This is a genomic window from Streptomyces sp. NPDC058773 (assembly GCF_042746015.1).
In the GTDB taxonomy this organism is placed as follows: Bacteria; Actinomycetota; Actinomycetes; order Streptomycetales; family Streptomycetaceae; genus Streptomyces.
In genome coordinates, this window is sequence record NZ_JBHYPE010000068.1 from 1 (window position 1) to 16,081 (window position 16,081).

Annotated in this window: 10 protein-coding genes and 1 pseudogene; 4 read left to right on the forward strand and 7 right to left on the reverse strand. The window is 71.3% G+C overall.

Annotated features, from left to right (window positions below):
* Positions 1 to 160 (forward strand): annotated as a pseudogene (locus tag ACFW5B_RS33285) (ABC transporter ATP-binding protein); the annotation flags it as partial.
* A 91-nt stretch (positions 161 to 251) separates the two neighbouring features.
* Here ACFW5B_RS33285 and ACFW5B_RS33290 read toward each other — a convergent pair.
* The 3 genes from ACFW5B_RS33290 to ACFW5B_RS33300 all read right to left on the reverse strand — a co-directional run bounded on the left by ACFW5B_RS33290 (position 252) and on the right by ACFW5B_RS33300 (position 6,954).
* On the reverse strand, positions 252 to 5,213 hold the full coding sequence (locus tag ACFW5B_RS33290; protein WP_386448141.1) for an NAD-glutamate dehydrogenase: 4,962 nt from the start codon (positions 5,211 to 5,213) through the stop codon (positions 252 to 254).
* A gap of 460 nt (positions 5,214 to 5,673) precedes the next feature.
* Positions 5,674 to 6,336 (reverse strand): HAD family hydrolase, encoded by a 663-nt coding sequence (locus ACFW5B_RS33295; RefSeq protein ID WP_386448191.1) that lies wholly within the window; start codon positions 6,334 to 6,336, stop codon positions 5,674 to 5,676.
* 111 nt (positions 6,337 to 6,447) lie between these two features.
* The gene (locus tag ACFW5B_RS33300; RefSeq protein WP_386448144.1) at positions 6,448 to 6,954 is read right to left on the reverse strand and encodes a DUF6912 family protein; all 507 of its coding nucleotides are present in this window, start codon (positions 6,952 to 6,954) and stop codon (positions 6,448 to 6,450) included.
* A gap of 295 nt (positions 6,955 to 7,249) precedes the next feature.
* Between ACFW5B_RS33300 and ACFW5B_RS33305 the strand changes: the two genes are divergently transcribed.
* The gene (locus ACFW5B_RS33305; RefSeq protein ID WP_386448147.1) at positions 7,250 to 8,128 is read left to right on the forward strand and encodes an Rv3235 family protein; all 879 of its coding nucleotides are present in this window, start codon (positions 7,250 to 7,252) and stop codon (positions 8,126 to 8,128) included.
* A 98-nt stretch (positions 8,129 to 8,226) separates the two neighbouring features.
* Here ACFW5B_RS33305 and secA read toward each other — a convergent pair whose 3' ends face one another.
* Positions 8,227 to 11,052 (reverse strand): preprotein translocase subunit SecA, encoded by a 2,826-nt coding sequence (secA, locus tag ACFW5B_RS33310; RefSeq protein ID WP_386448150.1) that lies wholly within the window; start codon positions 11,050 to 11,052, stop codon positions 8,227 to 8,229.
* A 251-nt stretch (positions 11,053 to 11,303) separates the two neighbouring features.
* Here secA and ACFW5B_RS33315 point away from each other — a divergent pair, with 251 nt between their 5' ends.
* Together ACFW5B_RS33315 and ACFW5B_RS33320 are read left to right on the forward strand one after the other, a co-directional pair.
* Positions 11,304 to 11,927, forward strand: coding sequence for a GNAT family N-acetyltransferase (locus ACFW5B_RS33315; RefSeq protein ID WP_386448153.1), 624 nt, complete (start codon positions 11,304 to 11,306; stop codon positions 11,925 to 11,927).
* 127 nt (positions 11,928 to 12,054) lie between these two features.
* The gene (locus ACFW5B_RS33320) at positions 12,055 to 13,281 is read left to right on the forward strand and encodes a winged helix-turn-helix domain-containing protein (RefSeq protein ID WP_386448156.1); all 1,227 of its coding nucleotides are present in this window, start codon (positions 12,055 to 12,057) and stop codon (positions 13,279 to 13,281) included.
* Between the two features lie 100 nt (positions 13,282 to 13,381).
* Here ACFW5B_RS33320 and ACFW5B_RS33325 read toward each other — a convergent pair whose 3' ends face one another.
* The 3 genes from ACFW5B_RS33325 to ACFW5B_RS33335 form a co-directional block, all read right to left on the reverse strand.
* Entirely contained in the window at positions 13,382 to 14,137 is a 756-nt protein-coding gene (locus tag ACFW5B_RS33325; protein ID WP_386448159.1) for a response regulator, read from the reverse strand.
* 233 nt (positions 14,138 to 14,370) lie between these two features.
* Positions 14,371 to 15,057, reverse strand: coding sequence for a ribosome hibernation-promoting factor, HPF/YfiA family (gene hpf, locus ACFW5B_RS33330; protein WP_386448162.1), 687 nt, complete (start codon positions 15,055 to 15,057; stop codon positions 14,371 to 14,373).
* A 294-nt stretch (positions 15,058 to 15,351) separates the two neighbouring features.
* Positions 15,352 to 16,077, reverse strand: coding sequence for a ComF family protein (locus ACFW5B_RS33335; RefSeq protein WP_386448165.1), 726 nt, complete (start codon positions 16,075 to 16,077; stop codon positions 15,352 to 15,354).
* Positions 16,078 to 16,081: the final 4 nt, after the last annotated feature.

Below are 16,081 nucleotides of genomic sequence, written 5' to 3' on the forward strand. Positions count from 1 at the left end.
CCGCGAACTGCGCAAGGAAGCCGGCACGGTCTTCCTCGTCAGCCACAACAACAAGTCCATCCGCGACACCTGCGACCGCGTCCTGTGGCTGGAGCACGGTGAACTGCTGATGGACGGCCCGACCGAAGAGGTGGTCAAGGCGTACGAGGCGCACCGCTGACGCGCGCCGGCAACGGCAAAGGGGCGCACCACGACGGGTGCGCCCCTTTGCCGTTGCCGGAAACCGGGCCGAACGGGGCGGCCCGGCTCCGTCAGTTGTGCGTGCGCAGCAGCGTACGCATCGTCCGCATGGCCACGGAGAGGTTCGCCAGGTCGAACCCTTCCGACCCGTGGATCTCCTCCAGCGTCGCGCGGGCGCGGCTGAGGATCGCCGCGTTGGCCTGCTCCCAGGCCTTGAAGCGCTGCTCCGGCGTCGAGGAGCCGTTGCCCACCGACAGCACGTCCGAGGTCAGCGCCGCATGGGCGGCGAAGAGGTCCTCACGGATCGAGGCGCGGGCCATCGACTGCCAGCGGTCGTTGCGCGGCAGCTCCAGGATGCGGTCGAGGAGCTGGTTGATCCGCAGCCGGTCGCCCAGGTCGTAGTAGACCTCGGCGACATCCAGCGGCTCCTTGTCCAGCCGGTCCGCGACGGCGACGATGTCCAGCGCCGGGAAGACCGAGGAGAAGCCGGAGACCTGGACGGCGAGCTGCTCGGGCACGCCCGCGTCGGTCAGCTCCTCCTGGATCGCCTGGAACCATTCCACGTCGCCGCCCTGGAGCAGCTTCGGCAGCTCCGACCACACCTGGGCGACCCGGTCCGCGAAGAAGTCGATGGTCTCCGACAGCTCCAGCGGCTGCGGGCGGTTGTTGAGCAGCCAGCGGGTGCCGCGCTCGACCAGCCGGCGCGAGTGCAGCCGGATCCGGGTCTGGACGTCGGCCGCGACGACATTGTCGAGCGCCTCGACGTCGTCCCAGACCTGGTTGAGCCGGAAGATGGCGCGGGCGGCGGTGTGCGCCCGGACGACCTCTTCGAGGGAGGCGCCGGTCTCCTCCCGCATACGGTGCAGGAAGCTCGTACCGCCGGTGTTGACGGTGTCGTTGACCAGCACCGTCGTGACGATCTCGCGGCGCAGCGCGTGTCCGTCGACCTGCTCGGGGAACCGGTCGTGCAGCGCCGACGGGAAGTAGGCGTGCAGCAGCCGCTCCAGATAGGCGTCATCCGGCAGCCCGGTCTGGATCAGCGCCTCGGACACCGTGATCTTGGTGTACGCGAGGAGGACCGCGGTCTCGGGCTGGGTCAGGCCGCGGCCGGCGTTCAGCCGCTCACGGATCTGCCGGTCGGTGGGCAGGAACTCCAGCGCCCGGTCGAGGTCGCCGTCGCGCACCAGACGGCGCATGAAGCGCTGCTGGGCGTTGAGCATGCTGGAGGACTGGGCGAGGGCCAGCGCCAGCGCGGTGTTCTGCGCGTAGTTGTTGCGCAGCACCAGCGCGCCGACCTCGTCGGTCATCTCGGCCAGCAGCTTGTTGCGCTGCTTGACGGTCATGTCGCCGTCCGCGACCACGGCGTTGAGCAGGATCTTGATGTTCACCTCGTGGTCGGAGGTGTCCACACCGGCGCTGTTGTCGATCGCGTCGGTGTTGATCTTCCCGCCGGCCGTGGCGAACTCGATCCGGCCCAGCTGGGTCAGGCCCAGGTTGCCGCCCTCACCGACGACCTTGACCCGCAGGTCCTCGCCGTTGACCCGGATGGCGTCGTTGGACTTGTCGCCCACATCGGCGTGGGACTCCGCCGAGGACTTCACATACGTCCCGATGCCGCCGTTCCACAGCAGGTCGACCGGCGACTTGAGGATGGCCTGCATCAGGTCGGCAGGGGTCATCTTCTTGACCCCGGCGTCGATGCCGAGGGCGGCCCGCACCTGCGGGGTGATCTGGATGGACTTGGCCGAGCGCGGGTGGATGCCGCCGCCCTGCGAGAGCAGCTCGGTGTTGTAGTCCGCCCAGGACGAGCGGGGCAGCTCGAAGAGCCGGCGGCGCTCGGCGTACGAGGTCGCCGCTTCCGGGTTCGGGTCGAGGAAGATGTGCCGGTGGTCGAAGGCGGCGACCAGCCGGATGTGCTCGCTGAGCAGCATGCCGTTGCCGAAGACGTCACCGGACATGTCGCCGACGCCGACGACGGTGAAGTCCTCGGACTGGGTGTCCACGCCCAGTTCGCGGAAGTGCCGCTTGACCGACTCCCAGGCGCCGCGGGCGGTGATGCCCATGCCCTTGTGGTCGTAGCCGGCGCTGCCACCGGAGGCGAAGGCGTCGCCCAGCCAGAAGCCGTACGACTCGGCGACCTCGTTGGCGATGTCGGAGAAGGTCGCGGTGCCCTTGTCGGCAGCGACGACGAGGTAGGTGTCGTCCTCGTCGTGCCGGACGACGTCCTTGGGGTGCTCGACCTCGCCGGCGACCAGGTTGTCGGTGATGTCCAGCAGACCGGAGATGAAGGTCTTGTAGCAGGCGATGCCCTCGGCCAGCCAGGCGTCGCGGTCCTGTGACGGGTCGGGCAGCTGCTTGCCGACGAAGCCGCCCTTCGCGCCGACCGGCACGATGACGGTGTTCTTGACCATCTGCGCCTTGACCAGGCCGAGGATCTCCGTACGGAAGTCCTCCCGGCGGTCCGACCAGCGCAGACCACCGCGGGCGACCTTGCCGAACCGCAGGTGGACGCCCTCGACCTTCGGGGAGTACACCCAGATCTCGTACGCCGGGCGGGGCGCGGGCAGGTCGGGGATGGCCTGCGGGTCCAGCTTCATGGACAGGTAGCCGTGCGGGCTGCCCTGGCTGTTCTTCTGGTAGTGGTTGGTGCGCAGCGTCGCCTTGATGACGGTGAGGAAGGACCGCAGGATGCGGTCCTCGTCCAGGGAGGCGACCTGGTCGAGCGCGCCGTCCAGCTCCTCCAGCAGCCCGTCCGTCAGCTCCGTGCCGGCCCGCTGCCGGTCGGGGGACATCCGCGCCTCGAAGAGGGAGACCAGCAGCCGGGTGGTGTGGACGTTGTTGGAGAGGGTGTCCTCCATGTACGTCTGGCTGAAGGTGGAGCCGGCCTGCCGCAGGTACTTGGCGTAGGCCCGCAGCACCATCGCCTGGCGCCAGTTGAGGCCGGCCTGCAGCACCAGGGTGTTGAAGCCGTCGCTCTCGGCGGCACCGGTCCACACCGCGGTGAACGCGTCCTGGAAGCGCTCGCGGGCGTCGTCGCCCTTGACGTGCTCGGGCATCCGCAGCCCGAAGTCGTAGATCCAGGCGACGGTGGAGTCGGCGCAGCGCAGCTCGTGCGGGCGCTCGTCGATGACCTCGACGCCCAGGCGGTTCAGGCCGGGCAGCACCCGGGACAGCGAGACCGGCTCGCCCCGGCGGTAGATCTTGAAGCGGCGCTCGCCGGGGCCCGCGTCGACCGGCTCGTAGAGGCTGACCGAGAAGTCGCGGCCGGGCTCGCCGGTGAGCTTCTCCAGGTGCTGGACGTCGGCGACGGCGCTGCGCGGGCTGTTGTCGGCCTTGTAGCCCTCGGGGAAGGCGTGGCCGTAGCGGCGCAGCAGCTCGGCGGCGCGCTCCTCGCCGACCTCGGCGTTCAGCGCCTCGGAGAAGCCGTCGGCCCAGGAGCGGGCGGCTTCCACCAGCCGGCTTTCGAGGCGGTCGGCGTCGGCGTCGGTGAGCTCCGGCAGGCTGGCGCCGGGCTCGACCCGGATGACGAAGTGCAGCCGGGAGAGGATCGACTCGGTGTTCCAGGCGGTGAAGTCGACGCTGGTGCCGCCCAGTTCCTCCTTGAGGATGTCGATCAGGCGCAGCCGGACGGCGGTGGTGTAGCGGTCCCGCGGGAGGTAGACCAGCGCGGAGTAGTAGCGGCCGTACTCGTCCTGGCGGAGGTAGAGGCGCAGCCGCCGGCGTTCCTGGAGGTAGAGGACGCTGGTGGCGATGGACCGCAGTTCGTCGACCGGCGTCTGGAACAGCTCGTCGCGCGGGTAGGTCTCCAGGATCTGCAGCAGGTCGCGGCCGTCGTGGCTGTCGGGGCTGAAGCCCGCGCCCTCCAGGACCTCGGCGACCTTGCGGCGGATGACCGGCACCCGGCGCACGGACTCGGTGTACGCGGCCGAGGAGAACAGGCCCAGGAAGCGCCGCTCACCGACGACATTGCCCTTGGCGTCGAACTTCTTGACGCCGACGTAGTCGAGGTAGGAGGGGCGGTGGACGGTGGCGCGGCTGTTGGCCTTGGTCAGGATGAGCAGCTTGTGCTCGCGGGCCTTGGCCCGGGCGTCGGCGGGCAGCCGGTTGAAGGACGGCGAGACGGGGTGGCCGTCGGCGGTCTCGCGGTGCGTGGGGTCGGCGCGCAGGATGCCCAGGCCGGTGCCGGGCACGGCGGTCAGCACGTCCTCGTCGGCGCCGCCCTCACCGGGAGCGGTGGTCAGCTCGTACTCGCGGTAGCCGAGGAAGGTGAAGTGGTCCGCGGACAGCCACCGCAGCAGCTCCTGGGCCTCCTCGATCTCGTCCTTGCCGAGGTCGCCGGCGATCGGCTCGGCGGGCAGTTCGTCGGCGATGCGGCCGGCGGCGGCCCGCATCTTCTCCCAGTCCTCGACGGCCTCGCGGACGTCGGACAGCACCCGCCGCAGGTCCGCGGTGATCTGCTGGAGGTCCTCGCGGTCGGTCTCGCGGTCCATCTCGACATGGATCCAGGACTCGGTCACCGCGTCGTGCGGCAGCTCGGTGGCCTTGCCCTTGCCGGTCCTGCCGTGCGCGTCGCAGTTGGAGTCGAAGACCTCGATGAGCTTGCCGGTGACATCACGGCGGACGATCACCTGCGGGTGGATCACGACGTGGATGCCGCGGCCCTGCCGGGACAGCTCGTTGGTGACCGAGTCGACCAGGAACGGCATGTCGTCGGTGACGACCTCGACGACGGAGTGGCTGCAGGTCCAGCCGTTCTCCTCGACGGTGGGGGTGTGCACCCGGACGTTCGCGGTGCCCTGCGGGCGCAGCTCCGCGAGGCGGTAGTGCGAAAGCGCGGCGCCGACGACATCGACCGGGTCCCGGTCGGTGAGGTCCTCGGGGGCGGTGTGCAGGTAGTAGCGCTGGAGGTATCCCGACAGGGCGTCCGGGTCGAGGCCGCGTACCGGGTGCTTGCCCCCGGCCGGGCTGCTTTCAACGACCCGGGCGGCCCTCGCGAGCAGCTCGGTCTTGGCTTCGTCCAGCTTGGTCTGCATGTCCTCTGGCTCCTGTCGCGCGCCGTTGCGTGACGTCGTGGAAGAACGTGATGGAAGCCGCACAACGCCGCGACGGGGGGTGTCCTGTCGCTGTCGACGCTATGCCGCGGTGAGAGAAGGCCGTGCCGTTATCGACGATGTTTGACAAAGTCGACACGGGATGTCGGCCGCAAGGACCAGCGGCCGCCCGGTCACGGTGGTGCCCCGGGCGCACGGCAGGGGCCTCGATGCCCCCGCGGGTTATCGCGCTGATCACGGTGCAAGGCTATCGCCCCCCTCCTGGGTGCCGTCATGGGCCGTGGGGGAACAAATCCGCGGCCTGAACTTAGACCTTCTGGACAACGCGGCGCCGACACGGGGCGTGAGCGCCGTCACGCCGCCCGGCTCCCCGGCGTCCCGACGGACCGGCGACGGGTGGGGCAGCGGGCCCCAGCAGGCACGGCACGGCTCCGGGCGGGACCTAGAGGACGATCTCTCCCGCCAGCTCGACCGCCTCGGCGAGCGTGTCCACCACCGGCACCCCGGCGGTCTCCAGGCTCCCGCGGCTGTGCGAGCCGCCCGTGTAGAGCACCGCGAAGGCCCCCGCCTCCTGTGCCGCCACCGCGTCGTCCACGGCGTCACCGATCACGACCGTGCGCTCCGGATCGACGCGCTCCATCGCCGCCAGATGCCGGACCATGTGGGCGCTCTTGGTGCCCCCGGACGGCCCGGTCCGGCCCTCCACCCGCACGAACCGCGACTCGATCCCGAAGTCGCGGACGATCGGTATCAGCTCGTCGTGTCCGTACATGCTGAGGATCGACTGGCTGCGGCCGGCCGACTGCCAGCCCTCCAGAAGCGCATGCACTCCTTCGGCGAGCTCACAGCCCAGCCGGTGGGTGCTGTAGTGGCGGTGGAACGCCTCGTCCATCACCAGCCACTCCGCCTCCGTCGGCAGCCGCCCCATCAGCCGCTCGTAGAACCGCGGCACGGGAACGCAGTACAGCTCCCGGTACGCCTCGAGGGTGATCGGCGCCATCCCGATCTCCGCGAAGGCGGAGTTCGTCGCCCCGATGACGGCGTCGATGTCATGGAACAGCGTGCCGTTCCAGTCCCAGACGATGTGCGTCGCCGACTTCCCCATGCGGTCCCCCAGCTCGGTGCCCGTGCGCTTCCCCATGAGGAAAACGTACCCGCACCCACTGACAACGCGGTCGGCCACCGGCCACACGGCGGGACCGGCAGGCGGCCCCGCTCAGCCGATCAGCTCCGGGATCTCCTGCACCCCGAACCACATCAGGTCGTGGTCCTCCGCACCGTCCACCGTGAACTGCGCGTCGTCGTCGCCCTGGTCCGCCGCGCCGAGCGCCGCCGCGGCCGCCGCGACGTCCTCCTCCGCGTCGGCGGCGTCCACATGCACCGCCGCCGCCTTCGACAACCGCACCGGGCCGGCGACCCGCACCTCGCCCAGCGCCGACTCGTCGAGCCCCCGGTCCGGGTCGGCCACCGCGGCGCCGTCCGGCACGTCCACGGCCACCACCACGCGCCGCCGCGCGGCCTCGGGGTGCCCGGCGAGCAGCCGCAGCGACGCCTGGGCGGCGCGGCCGAGCGCCGCGTACTCCAGCTCCTCGATGTCGTCCGAGACGTACCACTCGCGCAGCGCCGGGGTGACGGCGTACGCGCCGAGAGGGCCGGGGCCCAGCTCACCGTTCTTGTGCGCCTCTGCGAGACCGGAGAGGGTCAGGGGGACGTAGACGCGCATGGCAGTCGCTTCCGCTCGATTCGCTCGACTCCGACGATGATCCCGCCAGCATACGGGCGGGCGTCCCCCATCGTGCCGCCCCCGCGTCCCCGCGCCACCCGCCCCGGGCCCCTCCGCCGCCCCGCTCCCGAGGCGTCGTCCCGGGCCCGCGCCACGGACGGGTGAATTCTGCGCGCCCCGGTTCCGGCCCGTCCGCGCCTTGCTGCCGCCGCGATCCCGCCGATAGAAGATCCCCACCACAAAAAGCTACCGCCCAGTAATTCACGGGCCCGGCACCACGGGGGCGATCACTGGCATGACGGACACCGACCACAGCACGGCAGACACCACACCCACCACCGCCGGCAACGGCAACGGCAACGGCAACGGCAACGGGAGCACCGCACGGCCCACCACCATCGGCCTCACCACACACCCCGCCGCCTCGGCCACCGCGCCCACACCACCCGACGCCACCGTGACCGGCCGCGGCCCGCGCGCCCGCCCCGCCGCCGGCACTCCGAGCACCCTCCCGGCCGTTCCCCGGCCGCGCCGGTCCCCCGTCGGCCGCCGCCCCCTCGGCCCGGCCGGCAGCGGCCCCGGAGCGTCCGCCCCTGATGGTGCGGACGGAAGGAGCAGCACGGGCAGCCGGAGCCGCCCGGCCGGCCGTGGCCCCGGCTCCGCCGGGCGCGGCCCCACCCGGACCGCGCCGCGCCCCGTCCGCCCCGCCGCCACGGCCGCCGCCGAGAGCCGCCGGGCCCGTGCCGCTGCCGCCTACCCCATCGGTGCGGCCGGCGCCCCGCTGCCGAGTGCCGGCGCGCGGCGGCGGGCCCATGAGAGCCAGCCGCACCACTGGTTCGCCCAGCAGCTGGTGCTCGCGCTCAGCGGGCAGCGCCCCGTACACGCCCTGCTGGGACACGCCCTGCCCGCCGCCTACGACCGGCTGGCGGAGCTCGCCCCGCAGGCACCGCTGCGGCCCGCCCCGGGTCCCGGCCGACGCGGCGCGGCCCCCACCGTGCGGGACTGCGGGCTGTGCCGGCCGCGCCGCGGGGTCATCGAGGCCTTCGCCCGGATCGCGGCGGGGGAACGGCTGCGGGCCCTGGCCTTCCGGCTGGAGCTGGGCGCCGACTCCCGCTGGCGCTGCGCCGCCCTCGACGTCGGCCCGGCCCCTGCCCCGGCCTGCCCGGCACCGTGACCGGCACACGGCAGAGCGCCCCGGCCGGAATCCGGCCGGGGCGCTCTCCGCGCCGCGGCCCCGGCACCCCGTGCCCGAGCCGCGTCAGCGCTCCCTCACTACTTCTTGCGGCGACGCCCCGCGCTCTTCTGCGCCTTGCGCCGCTCGGCGCGGGTCAGACCATCCGCCTCGGAACGGGCCGGGCCCGCCTCGTCGTCGCTGATGAAGTCGCCCTCGATGACGCTGCCGTCGCCGTCCACCTTGGGGGCGGTGAAGTGCAGCCGGTCCGGACGCTGCGGCGCCTCCAGGCCCTTGGCGTGGATCTCCGGGCGCCCCGCGGCGGCGGGCACGGGCTCGCCCTTGTCCAGCGACGTCGGCTCGGCCGCCTCCTCCACCGGAACCTCCTCGACCTGCTGCTCGACCTGGACCTCCAGGTTGAACAGGTAGCCGACGGACTCCTCCTTGATGCCCTCCATCATCGCGGTGAACATGTCGAAGCCCTCGCGCTGGTACTCGACCAGCGGGTCCTTCTGGGCCATCGCCCGCAGGCCGATGCCCTCCTGGAGGTAGTCCATCTCGTAGAGGTGCTCACGCCACTTGCGGTCCAGGACGGACAGCACGACCCGGCGCTCCAGCTCCCGCATCACATCCGAGCTGAGCTGCTCCTCACGGGCGGCGTACTGCTCGTGGATGTCGTCCTTGACGGCCTCGGCGATGAAGTCGGCGGTGATGCCCGCGCGGTCGCCGGCCTCGTCCTCCAGCTCCTCGACCGTCACCTTGACCGGGTAGAGCTGCTTGAACGCGCCCCACAGGCGGTCCAGGTCCCACTCCTCGGCGAAGCCCTCGACGGTCTCCGCCTGGATGTAGGCGTCGATGGTGTCGTCCATGAAGTGCTTGATCTGCTCCTGCAGATCCTCGCCCTCCAGGACGCGGCGGCGCTCGCCGTAGATGACCTCGCGCTGGCGGTTGAGCACCTCGTCGTACTTCAGGACGTTCTTGCGCGTCTCGAAGTTCTGCTGCTCGACCTGCGACTGGGCGGAGGCGATCGCCCGGGTCACCATCTTGTTCTCGATCGGGACGTCGTCGGGCACATTGGCCATCGCCATGACCCGCTCGACCATCTGCGCCTTGAACAGCCGCATCAGGTCGTCCCCGAGGGACAGGTAGAACCGCGACTCACCGGGGTCGCCCTGACGGCCGGAACGACCGCGCAGCTGGTTGTCGATCCGCCGCGACTCATGCCGCTCGGTGCCGAGGACGTAGAGCCCGCCGAGCTCCTTGACCTCCTCGAACTCCGCCTTGACCGCGGCCTCGGCGCGCTCCAGGGCGGCGGGCAGCGCGGCCGCCCACTCCTCGACGTGCTCGACCGGGTCCAGGCCGCGCTGGCGCAGCTCCGCCTCGGCGAGGTCGTCGGGGTTGCCGCCGAGCTTGATGTCCGTACCACGGCCGGCCATGTTCGTGGCGACGGTCACGGCGCCCTTGCGGCCGGCCTGGGCGACGATCGACGCCTCCCGGTCGTGCTGCTTGGCGTTCAGGACCTCGTGCGGCACACCGCGCTTGTTGAGCTGCTGGGAGAGGTACTCGGACTTCTCCACGGAGGTCGTGCCGACCAGGATCGGCTGGCCCTTGCCGTGCTTCTCGACGATGTCCTCGACGACCGCGTCGAACTTCGCGGGCTCGGTGCGGTAGATCAGGTCCGCCTGGTCCATCCGGACCATCGGGCGGTTGGTCGGGATCGGGACGACACCGAGCTTGTAGATCTGGTGGAACTCGGCGGCCTCGGTCATGGCCGTACCGGTCATGCCGGAGAGCTTGCTGTAGAGGCGGAAGAAGTTCTGGAGGGTGATCGTGGCGAGCGTCTGGTTCTCGTCCTTGATCTCCACCCCTTCCTTCGCCTCGATGGCCTGGTGCATGCCCTCGTTGTAGCGGCGGCCGGCGAGGATACGGCCGGTGTGCTCGTCGACGATCATGACCTCGCCGTCGATGACGACGTAGTCCTTGTCGTTCTTGAAGAGCTCCTTGGCCTTGATCGCGTTGTTGAGGTAACCGACGAGCGGGGTGTTCACCGACTCGTACAGGTTGTCGATGCCCAGCCAGTCCTCGACCTTGCTGACACCGGACTCATGGATGCCGACGGTGCGCTTCTTCTCGTCGACGTCGTAGTCGCCCGTCTCCTCGATGCCGCGCTGCGGGTTGGCGGCCTCGCCCCGCTTCAGACGGCGCACCAACTTGGCGAAATCGCCGTACCACTTGGTGGCCGAGTCCGCCGGGCCGGAGATGATCAGCGGCGTACGGGCCTCGTCGACGAGGATCGAGTCGACCTCGTCGACGACCGCGAAGTTGTGGCCCCGCTGGACGAGTTCGTCCTGCGACCAGGCCATGTTGTCGCGGAGGTAGTCGAAGCCGAACTCGTTGTTCGTGCCGTAGGTGATGTCGCAGTTGTACTGCTCGCGGCGCTGGGCCGGCGTCATGTCGGCGAGAATGCAACCGACGGTCAGGCCCAGGAACTTGTGGACCCGGCCCATCATCTCGGAGTCGCGCTCGGCCAGGTAGTCGTTGACCGTGATCAGGTGGACGCCCTTGCCGGACAGCGCGTTCAGATACGTCGGGAGGGTGCCGACCAGGGTCTTGCCCTCACCGGTCTTCATCTCGGCGACATACCCGAGGTGCAGGGCCGCACCGCCCATCAGCTGGACGTCGTAGTGGCGCTGGCCGAGCACGCGCTTGGCGGCCTCACGGACCGTGGCGAACGCCTCGGGCAGCAGGTCGTCGAGGGTCTCGCCGTCCGCGTAGCGCTGCTTGTACTCGTCCGTGAGCGCCCGCAGCTCGGCGTCGGAGAGGGCCGCGAAGTCCTCCTCGATGGAGTTGACCTGGCCCGCGATGCGGTGCAGTTTGCGCAGGATCTTTCCTTCGCCTGCACGCATGATCTTCGTCAAGACGGACACTTGGGCTGGTCTCCTTGCCGGTCGGGCCTGCACGGTCGAGTGCGCGGGCGCGGCATTTTTCCAAGGGGGCAGGCCCCGCCGCAACGGCCATCGTAAAGGAGGACGCCGCCGGGCCGGGAGGTACGCCGCAGCGAACCCCGCCGTCCCCTTCCCCACGTGAACGCACAACGCCGCGAGAAGGTGCCGGGACGGCACCGGAATCACGCGGAAAACCCTTCGCCACGGATTCCGCGAACCTGGAGACTCACGTCATGGAGCCCGTCACCCTCACCACCGAGCGCCTCGTGCTGCGCCGCTTCGAGCCCTCCGACGCGCCCGCGGTGCACGCCGCGTGCCAGGATCCCGGCATCCAGCGCTGGACGGGCGTCCCCTCACCCTACGGCCTGAGGGACGCGAAGCAGTTCGTCGGTACGACGGTCCCCGGGGGCTGGCGCGACGACACCTCCTACCACTTCGCCGTCGTCACCCGGGCGGCCGGCGCCCTGGTCGGCGCGATGGGCCTGGTGGGCCTGGCGCGGCTGCGCACCGCCGAGCGGCAGGCCGAGCTGGGCTTCTGGACCGCCAAGGAGCGGCGCGGCCACGGGTACACCGTCGAGGCGGCCCGCGGGGTGCTGCGCTGGGCCTTCCGCGACCTGGGCGTGGAGCGGATGGAGTGGCACGCGGAGGCCGGCAACGAGGGCTCCCGGGCCGTGGCCCGCAAGCTCGGCTTCCGGATGGAGGGCACCCTGCGGGCCAAGCGGGTGCGCGAGGGCACCCGCCGGGACGTCTGGATCGGCTCCCTGCTCCCGTCCGACCGGGCCGGGGAGCCCGGCCGGTCCGCCGCCGGCGCTCCGGCCGTCCCGGACACCACGCCGTATCTGCCGTACCCCGGCTGAGCGCGGCGGTGCCGACCCCTGCGCGGAGCCGGGGTCCCTCAGGACAGAGCCGGGCCCGGCACCGCCCCCACCAGTGGCTTCTCCGGGCCGGGCACCGTTGTCAGTGCCCACCCCTACGCTTTCCCGCATGACCGCCGTGCCGCAGCGGGTATCGCAGCCCGCGCCCGTGACCACCCTGTCCGCCGACGACGCCCGGCGCCTGGCGCTGCGGGCCCAGGGCCTGCTGGGTGCCCCGGACCGGCGGGCGGGGGTGCGCGGGGTGCTGCGGCATCTGGGCGCGGTGCAGCTCGACACGATCTCGGTGCTGGCCCGCTCCCATGAGCTGGTGCCGTACGCCCGGCTCGGCGCCGTCGGCCGCGACGCGGTCGAGGCCGCCTACTGGACCACGGCTCCTTCCGGCGCGCCCGCGGCACGCCCCCACAGCTTCGAGTACTGGTCCCATGCCGCCTGCATCCTGCCCATCGAGGAGTGGCCGCACTTCGCCTTCCGCCGCCGCGCCCGGCGGGCCAAGGGGCACCGCTGGCATGTGCTGGCCGACTCCGAACGCTCCTGCGCCGCCGTCCTGGACCGGCTGACCGCCGACGGCCCGCTGACCACCTCCGAACTGGGCGGCGGCCGTAACGGCGGGGAGTGGTGGGACTGGTCCGAGACCAAGATCGCGGTGGAGTGGCTGCTCGACACCGGCCAGGTGGTCTGTACGGAACGCCGCGCCTGGAAGCGCGTCTACGACCTCGCCGAGCGCGCCGTCCCGGACTCCCTGCTGCACGACGATCTGGACGACGCCGAGTGCCTGCGCCGCCTGGTCGCCCAGGCCGGCGCCGCGATGGGCGTCGCCACCCGTGCCGATCTGGCCGATTACCACCGCCTCAAGGCCGAGCAGGTCGATGCCGTGGTCGCGGACTCCGGACTGGTTCCGGTCGAGGTGGCGGGCTGGGGAAAGCCCGCCTGGGCCGACCCGGCCGCGCTGGCCGCCCCGCCCCGCGGCCGGCACCGCACGACGCTGCTCTCGCCCTTCGACTCCCTGATCTGGGACCGGCCGCGCACGGAACGGATCTTCGGTTTCACCCACCGCCTGGAGGCGTACGTCCCCCGCCCCCGGCGGATACACGGCTATTTCGCGATGCCCCTGCTGGCGGGCGGCCGGCTGCTGGGCCGGGTCGACCCGGCCCGCGAGGGCACCACCCTCGTCGCCCGCCAGGTCTCGATGCAGGGCCCCCAGGCCGTCGCCCCGATGGCCCGCGCCCTCTGGGAAGCCGCGTCCTGGGTCGGCTGCGACACCGTCCGCGTCGACCGCTGCGACGACCGGAAACTGGCCGACGCCCTGCGCTCGGAACTCACCCACACGAGCGACTAGCCACGGTCACCCGACGGCTCCGGGGCGCTCACCGCCCCGGGCCGAACGGCGCACCGGGCAGCCGCCCAGTGCGCCGGACCGCTCATCCCGCCCGGCCCGCTCAGCGGATTTCGAGGATCTTCTCCCGCATCGCGTACACCACCGCCTCCATCCGGGAGTGCAGCTGCAGCTTCTCCAGGATGTTGCGGACGTGGTTCTTCACCGTGTTCTCGGAGATGAAGAGTTCCTTGGCGATATCGCGGTTGTTCATGCCCGTCGCGACCAGCTTGAGGACCTCCAGCTCACGGTCGGTGAGCCGGGGCGCGGGCACCAGCCTGCGCTCGTCCGTACGCTGGATCATCGACTTGAACTCCGTCAGGAGCTTGGACGCCATCGACGGGCTGATCTGCGACTGGCCGTCCGCCACCGCGCGGATCGCGGTCGCCACCTCGTCGGTGGAGATCTCCTTGAGGAGGTAACCGGTGGCGCCGGCCTTGATCGCGTCGTAGAGATCGGCCTCTTCGTCGCTGATCGTGAGCATGATGATCTTCGCGCTGGGGGCCACCTCCTTGATGGAGGTACACGCCTCGATTCCACCGCGCTTGGGCATCCGTACGTCCATCAGCACGATGTCCGGCAGCAGATCCGCGGCCTTGTCGACAGCCTCCGCACCATCGCCCGCCTCACCGACGACCTGGATGTCCTCTTCCTGGGCCAGCACGATCTCCAGCCCCCGCCGGAAGAGCGCGTGATCATCCACCACCAGGACCCGGATCGGCTCCTTGCGCGGCACGCTCACGCCCCGGCCGTCATCGCTCCCGGAACCGCCGTGGTCCTCATCCGCGTGGTCGTGCACGGGCCCGAAACTGCCCCCCATTGGTCCTCCCCGTCAACTACTCGGCCGCATGGCCGGAGCTTGGAAATAAGGCTGGTTGACAGCAGCCCCCCGCGGCCGGCCCGATCAATGCCATACGACCGTCTCCCCGGCTCGTCGCCGCGTCGGGTCCCCGTACTCCCCGGCCGGCACAAACACTATACGGCTTCAACTCCTGCTTCCTCCGGGCACGATGGTGCCCCCGGCGTGCGCCGGGGGCACCGAGCGGGTGGGGTTCAGCCGCCCAGCGCGCCGCCTGCGCCGCCGGGCTCCTCCTCCCCGAACAAGTCGGGGTTCAAGTGGATGACTCCGTAGTCGTATGCGTGCCGCCGGTAGACGACACTCGGGAGCTTGGTGTCGGCGTCGACGAAGAGGTAGAAGTCGTGGCCGACCAACTCCATCTCGTTGAGCGCCTGGTCGAGCAGCATCGGCGCGGCCGAGTGGGTCTTCTCGCGGACGATCAGGGGTCCCTCACCCTGGACGTCGATCGACCCCATCCTGGTGGTCGGCACCTTCTGGTCGACCTCGGCGGCGAGTTCGCCGTTGGTGTTCAGGCTTGCGGCGTCGGGCACGGTGACAGCGACTTCGCTCGCCGGGATGCGGCCGTTGCCGCGGCGCGAGTAGCGCTTGTCGTGCTGCTTGCGCAGACGCGCCTCGAGCTTGGCGGTGGCCAGATCCAGCGCGGCGTACGGATCGGCCGCGGCCGCCTCGGCCCGGACCACCGGGCCACGGGAGCGGAGCGTGATCTCCACCCGGTCGGAACGGTCGGCCTGCCGCGGGTTGGGCTCCTTGGACACCTCGACGTCCAGGCTGATCACCTTGGCGTCGAGCTTCTGGACTTTGTCCAGCTTCAGCTTCTCGGCCACGTGCTTGCGGAACCGCTCGGGCACCTCTGTCTTGCGGCCCTTGACGACGATGTCCACGCAGAACTCCGTTCCCGGATCGCTCCGCTCAGCGGGCGGAGCAATTCCTTCTTGCACCAGGCTCCGGTGGGTGCCGAAGCCTCGGACTTGGCGACTTTCACCTCCTCCTCCCCCGACGACCAGCTCTCCACTCCCCCCGTTTTCAGGGTCGCCGAAAACGCCCCTGAACGCATTTATCGCGGCATTCGAGGCATAACACCCGCCAAGTCCTCACAACCGAACATAGCTCTCCCGGACGGTTGTCGGCACCCCCTCGGAGGCGTCGGCTCCATTTGGGTGACTTTTCCTCGCCACCTAGGTGCCCCGTGGTAACGGATCGATGTGCGCGCCCTCGATCCGGAAAGCGCGGCCCGGCGCCGCCACCACCGCGGCCCCGGCCACCCGTCCGCCGGCCACCGTGACCGCCCGCGCCGCCTCGGCGAGCGTGGCCCCCGTCGTCACCAGGTCGTCCACCAGCACCGCTGACCGCCCCCTGAGCAGCCTCTCCGCCCCCGCCCGCACCTCCAGTGCACCGGCGACGTTCGCCAGCCGCTGCCGGGCGCTCAGCCCCGCCTGGTCGGCCACCGCGCGACGCTGCCGCAGCACCGCGAGCACCCGGGCGTCCGGCCCCACCCGTCGCAGCTCCCCGGCCGCCGCCAGCGCGATCCTGCGCACCGGATCATGCCCACGGCCCGCCACGGCTCTCCGCGCCGACGGCACGGGCACCAGCAGCAGCGGCCCGTCGGCCCGCAGTCCCCGCACCGCCCCGGCGAGCACCGCGCCCAGCGGCCCGGCCAGCCACAGGGCACCGCGCTCCTTGTGGGCCAGCAGCACCGCCCGCGCCTCGTCGGCATACGGCGCCCCCGCCCACACCCGGGGCAGCCCCGCGGGCTCCGGCCACGGCCGCACCCGCCGCGCCCCGCGCCCGTCCCGCGCAAGCACCCGACGGCATTCCGCACACAGCTCCGTACGCGGCCGACCACACCCCGCACAGTCGACCGGCAGCACGAGACCGGCCAGTTCGCGCCACACCCCCTGCATGACT

Bases quoted from the DNA above. Each gene is read 5' to 3' on its own strand.
- ACFW5B_RS33335 (WP_386448165.1), bottom strand. From the start codon at position 16,077: ATGCAGGGGGTGTGGCGCGAACTGGCCGGTCTCGTGCTGCCGGTCGAC.
- ACFW5B_RS33305 (WP_386448147.1), top strand. From the start codon at position 7,250: ATGACGGACACCGACCACAGCACGGCAGACACCACACCCACCACCGCC.
- ACFW5B_RS33295 (WP_386448191.1), bottom strand. From the start codon at position 6,336: ATGGGGAAGTCGGCGACGCACATCGTCTGGGACTGGAACGGCACGCTG.
- ACFW5B_RS33315 (WP_386448153.1), top strand. From the start codon at position 11,304: ATGGAGCCCGTCACCCTCACCACCGAGCGCCTCGTGCTGCGCCGCTTC.
- ACFW5B_RS33320 (WP_386448156.1), top strand. From the start codon at position 12,055: ATGACCGCCGTGCCGCAGCGGGTATCGCAGCCCGCGCCCGTGACCACC.
- ACFW5B_RS33300 (WP_386448144.1), bottom strand. From the start codon at position 6,954: ATGCGCGTCTACGTCCCCCTGACCCTCTCCGGTCTCGCAGAGGCGCAC.
- ACFW5B_RS33290 (WP_386448141.1), bottom strand. From the start codon at position 5,213: ATGCAGACCAAGCTGGACGAAGCCAAGACCGAGCTGCTCGCGAGGGCC.
- ACFW5B_RS33325 (WP_386448159.1), bottom strand. From the start codon at position 14,137: ATGGGGGGCAGTTTCGGGCCCGTGCACGACCACGCGGATGAGGACCAC.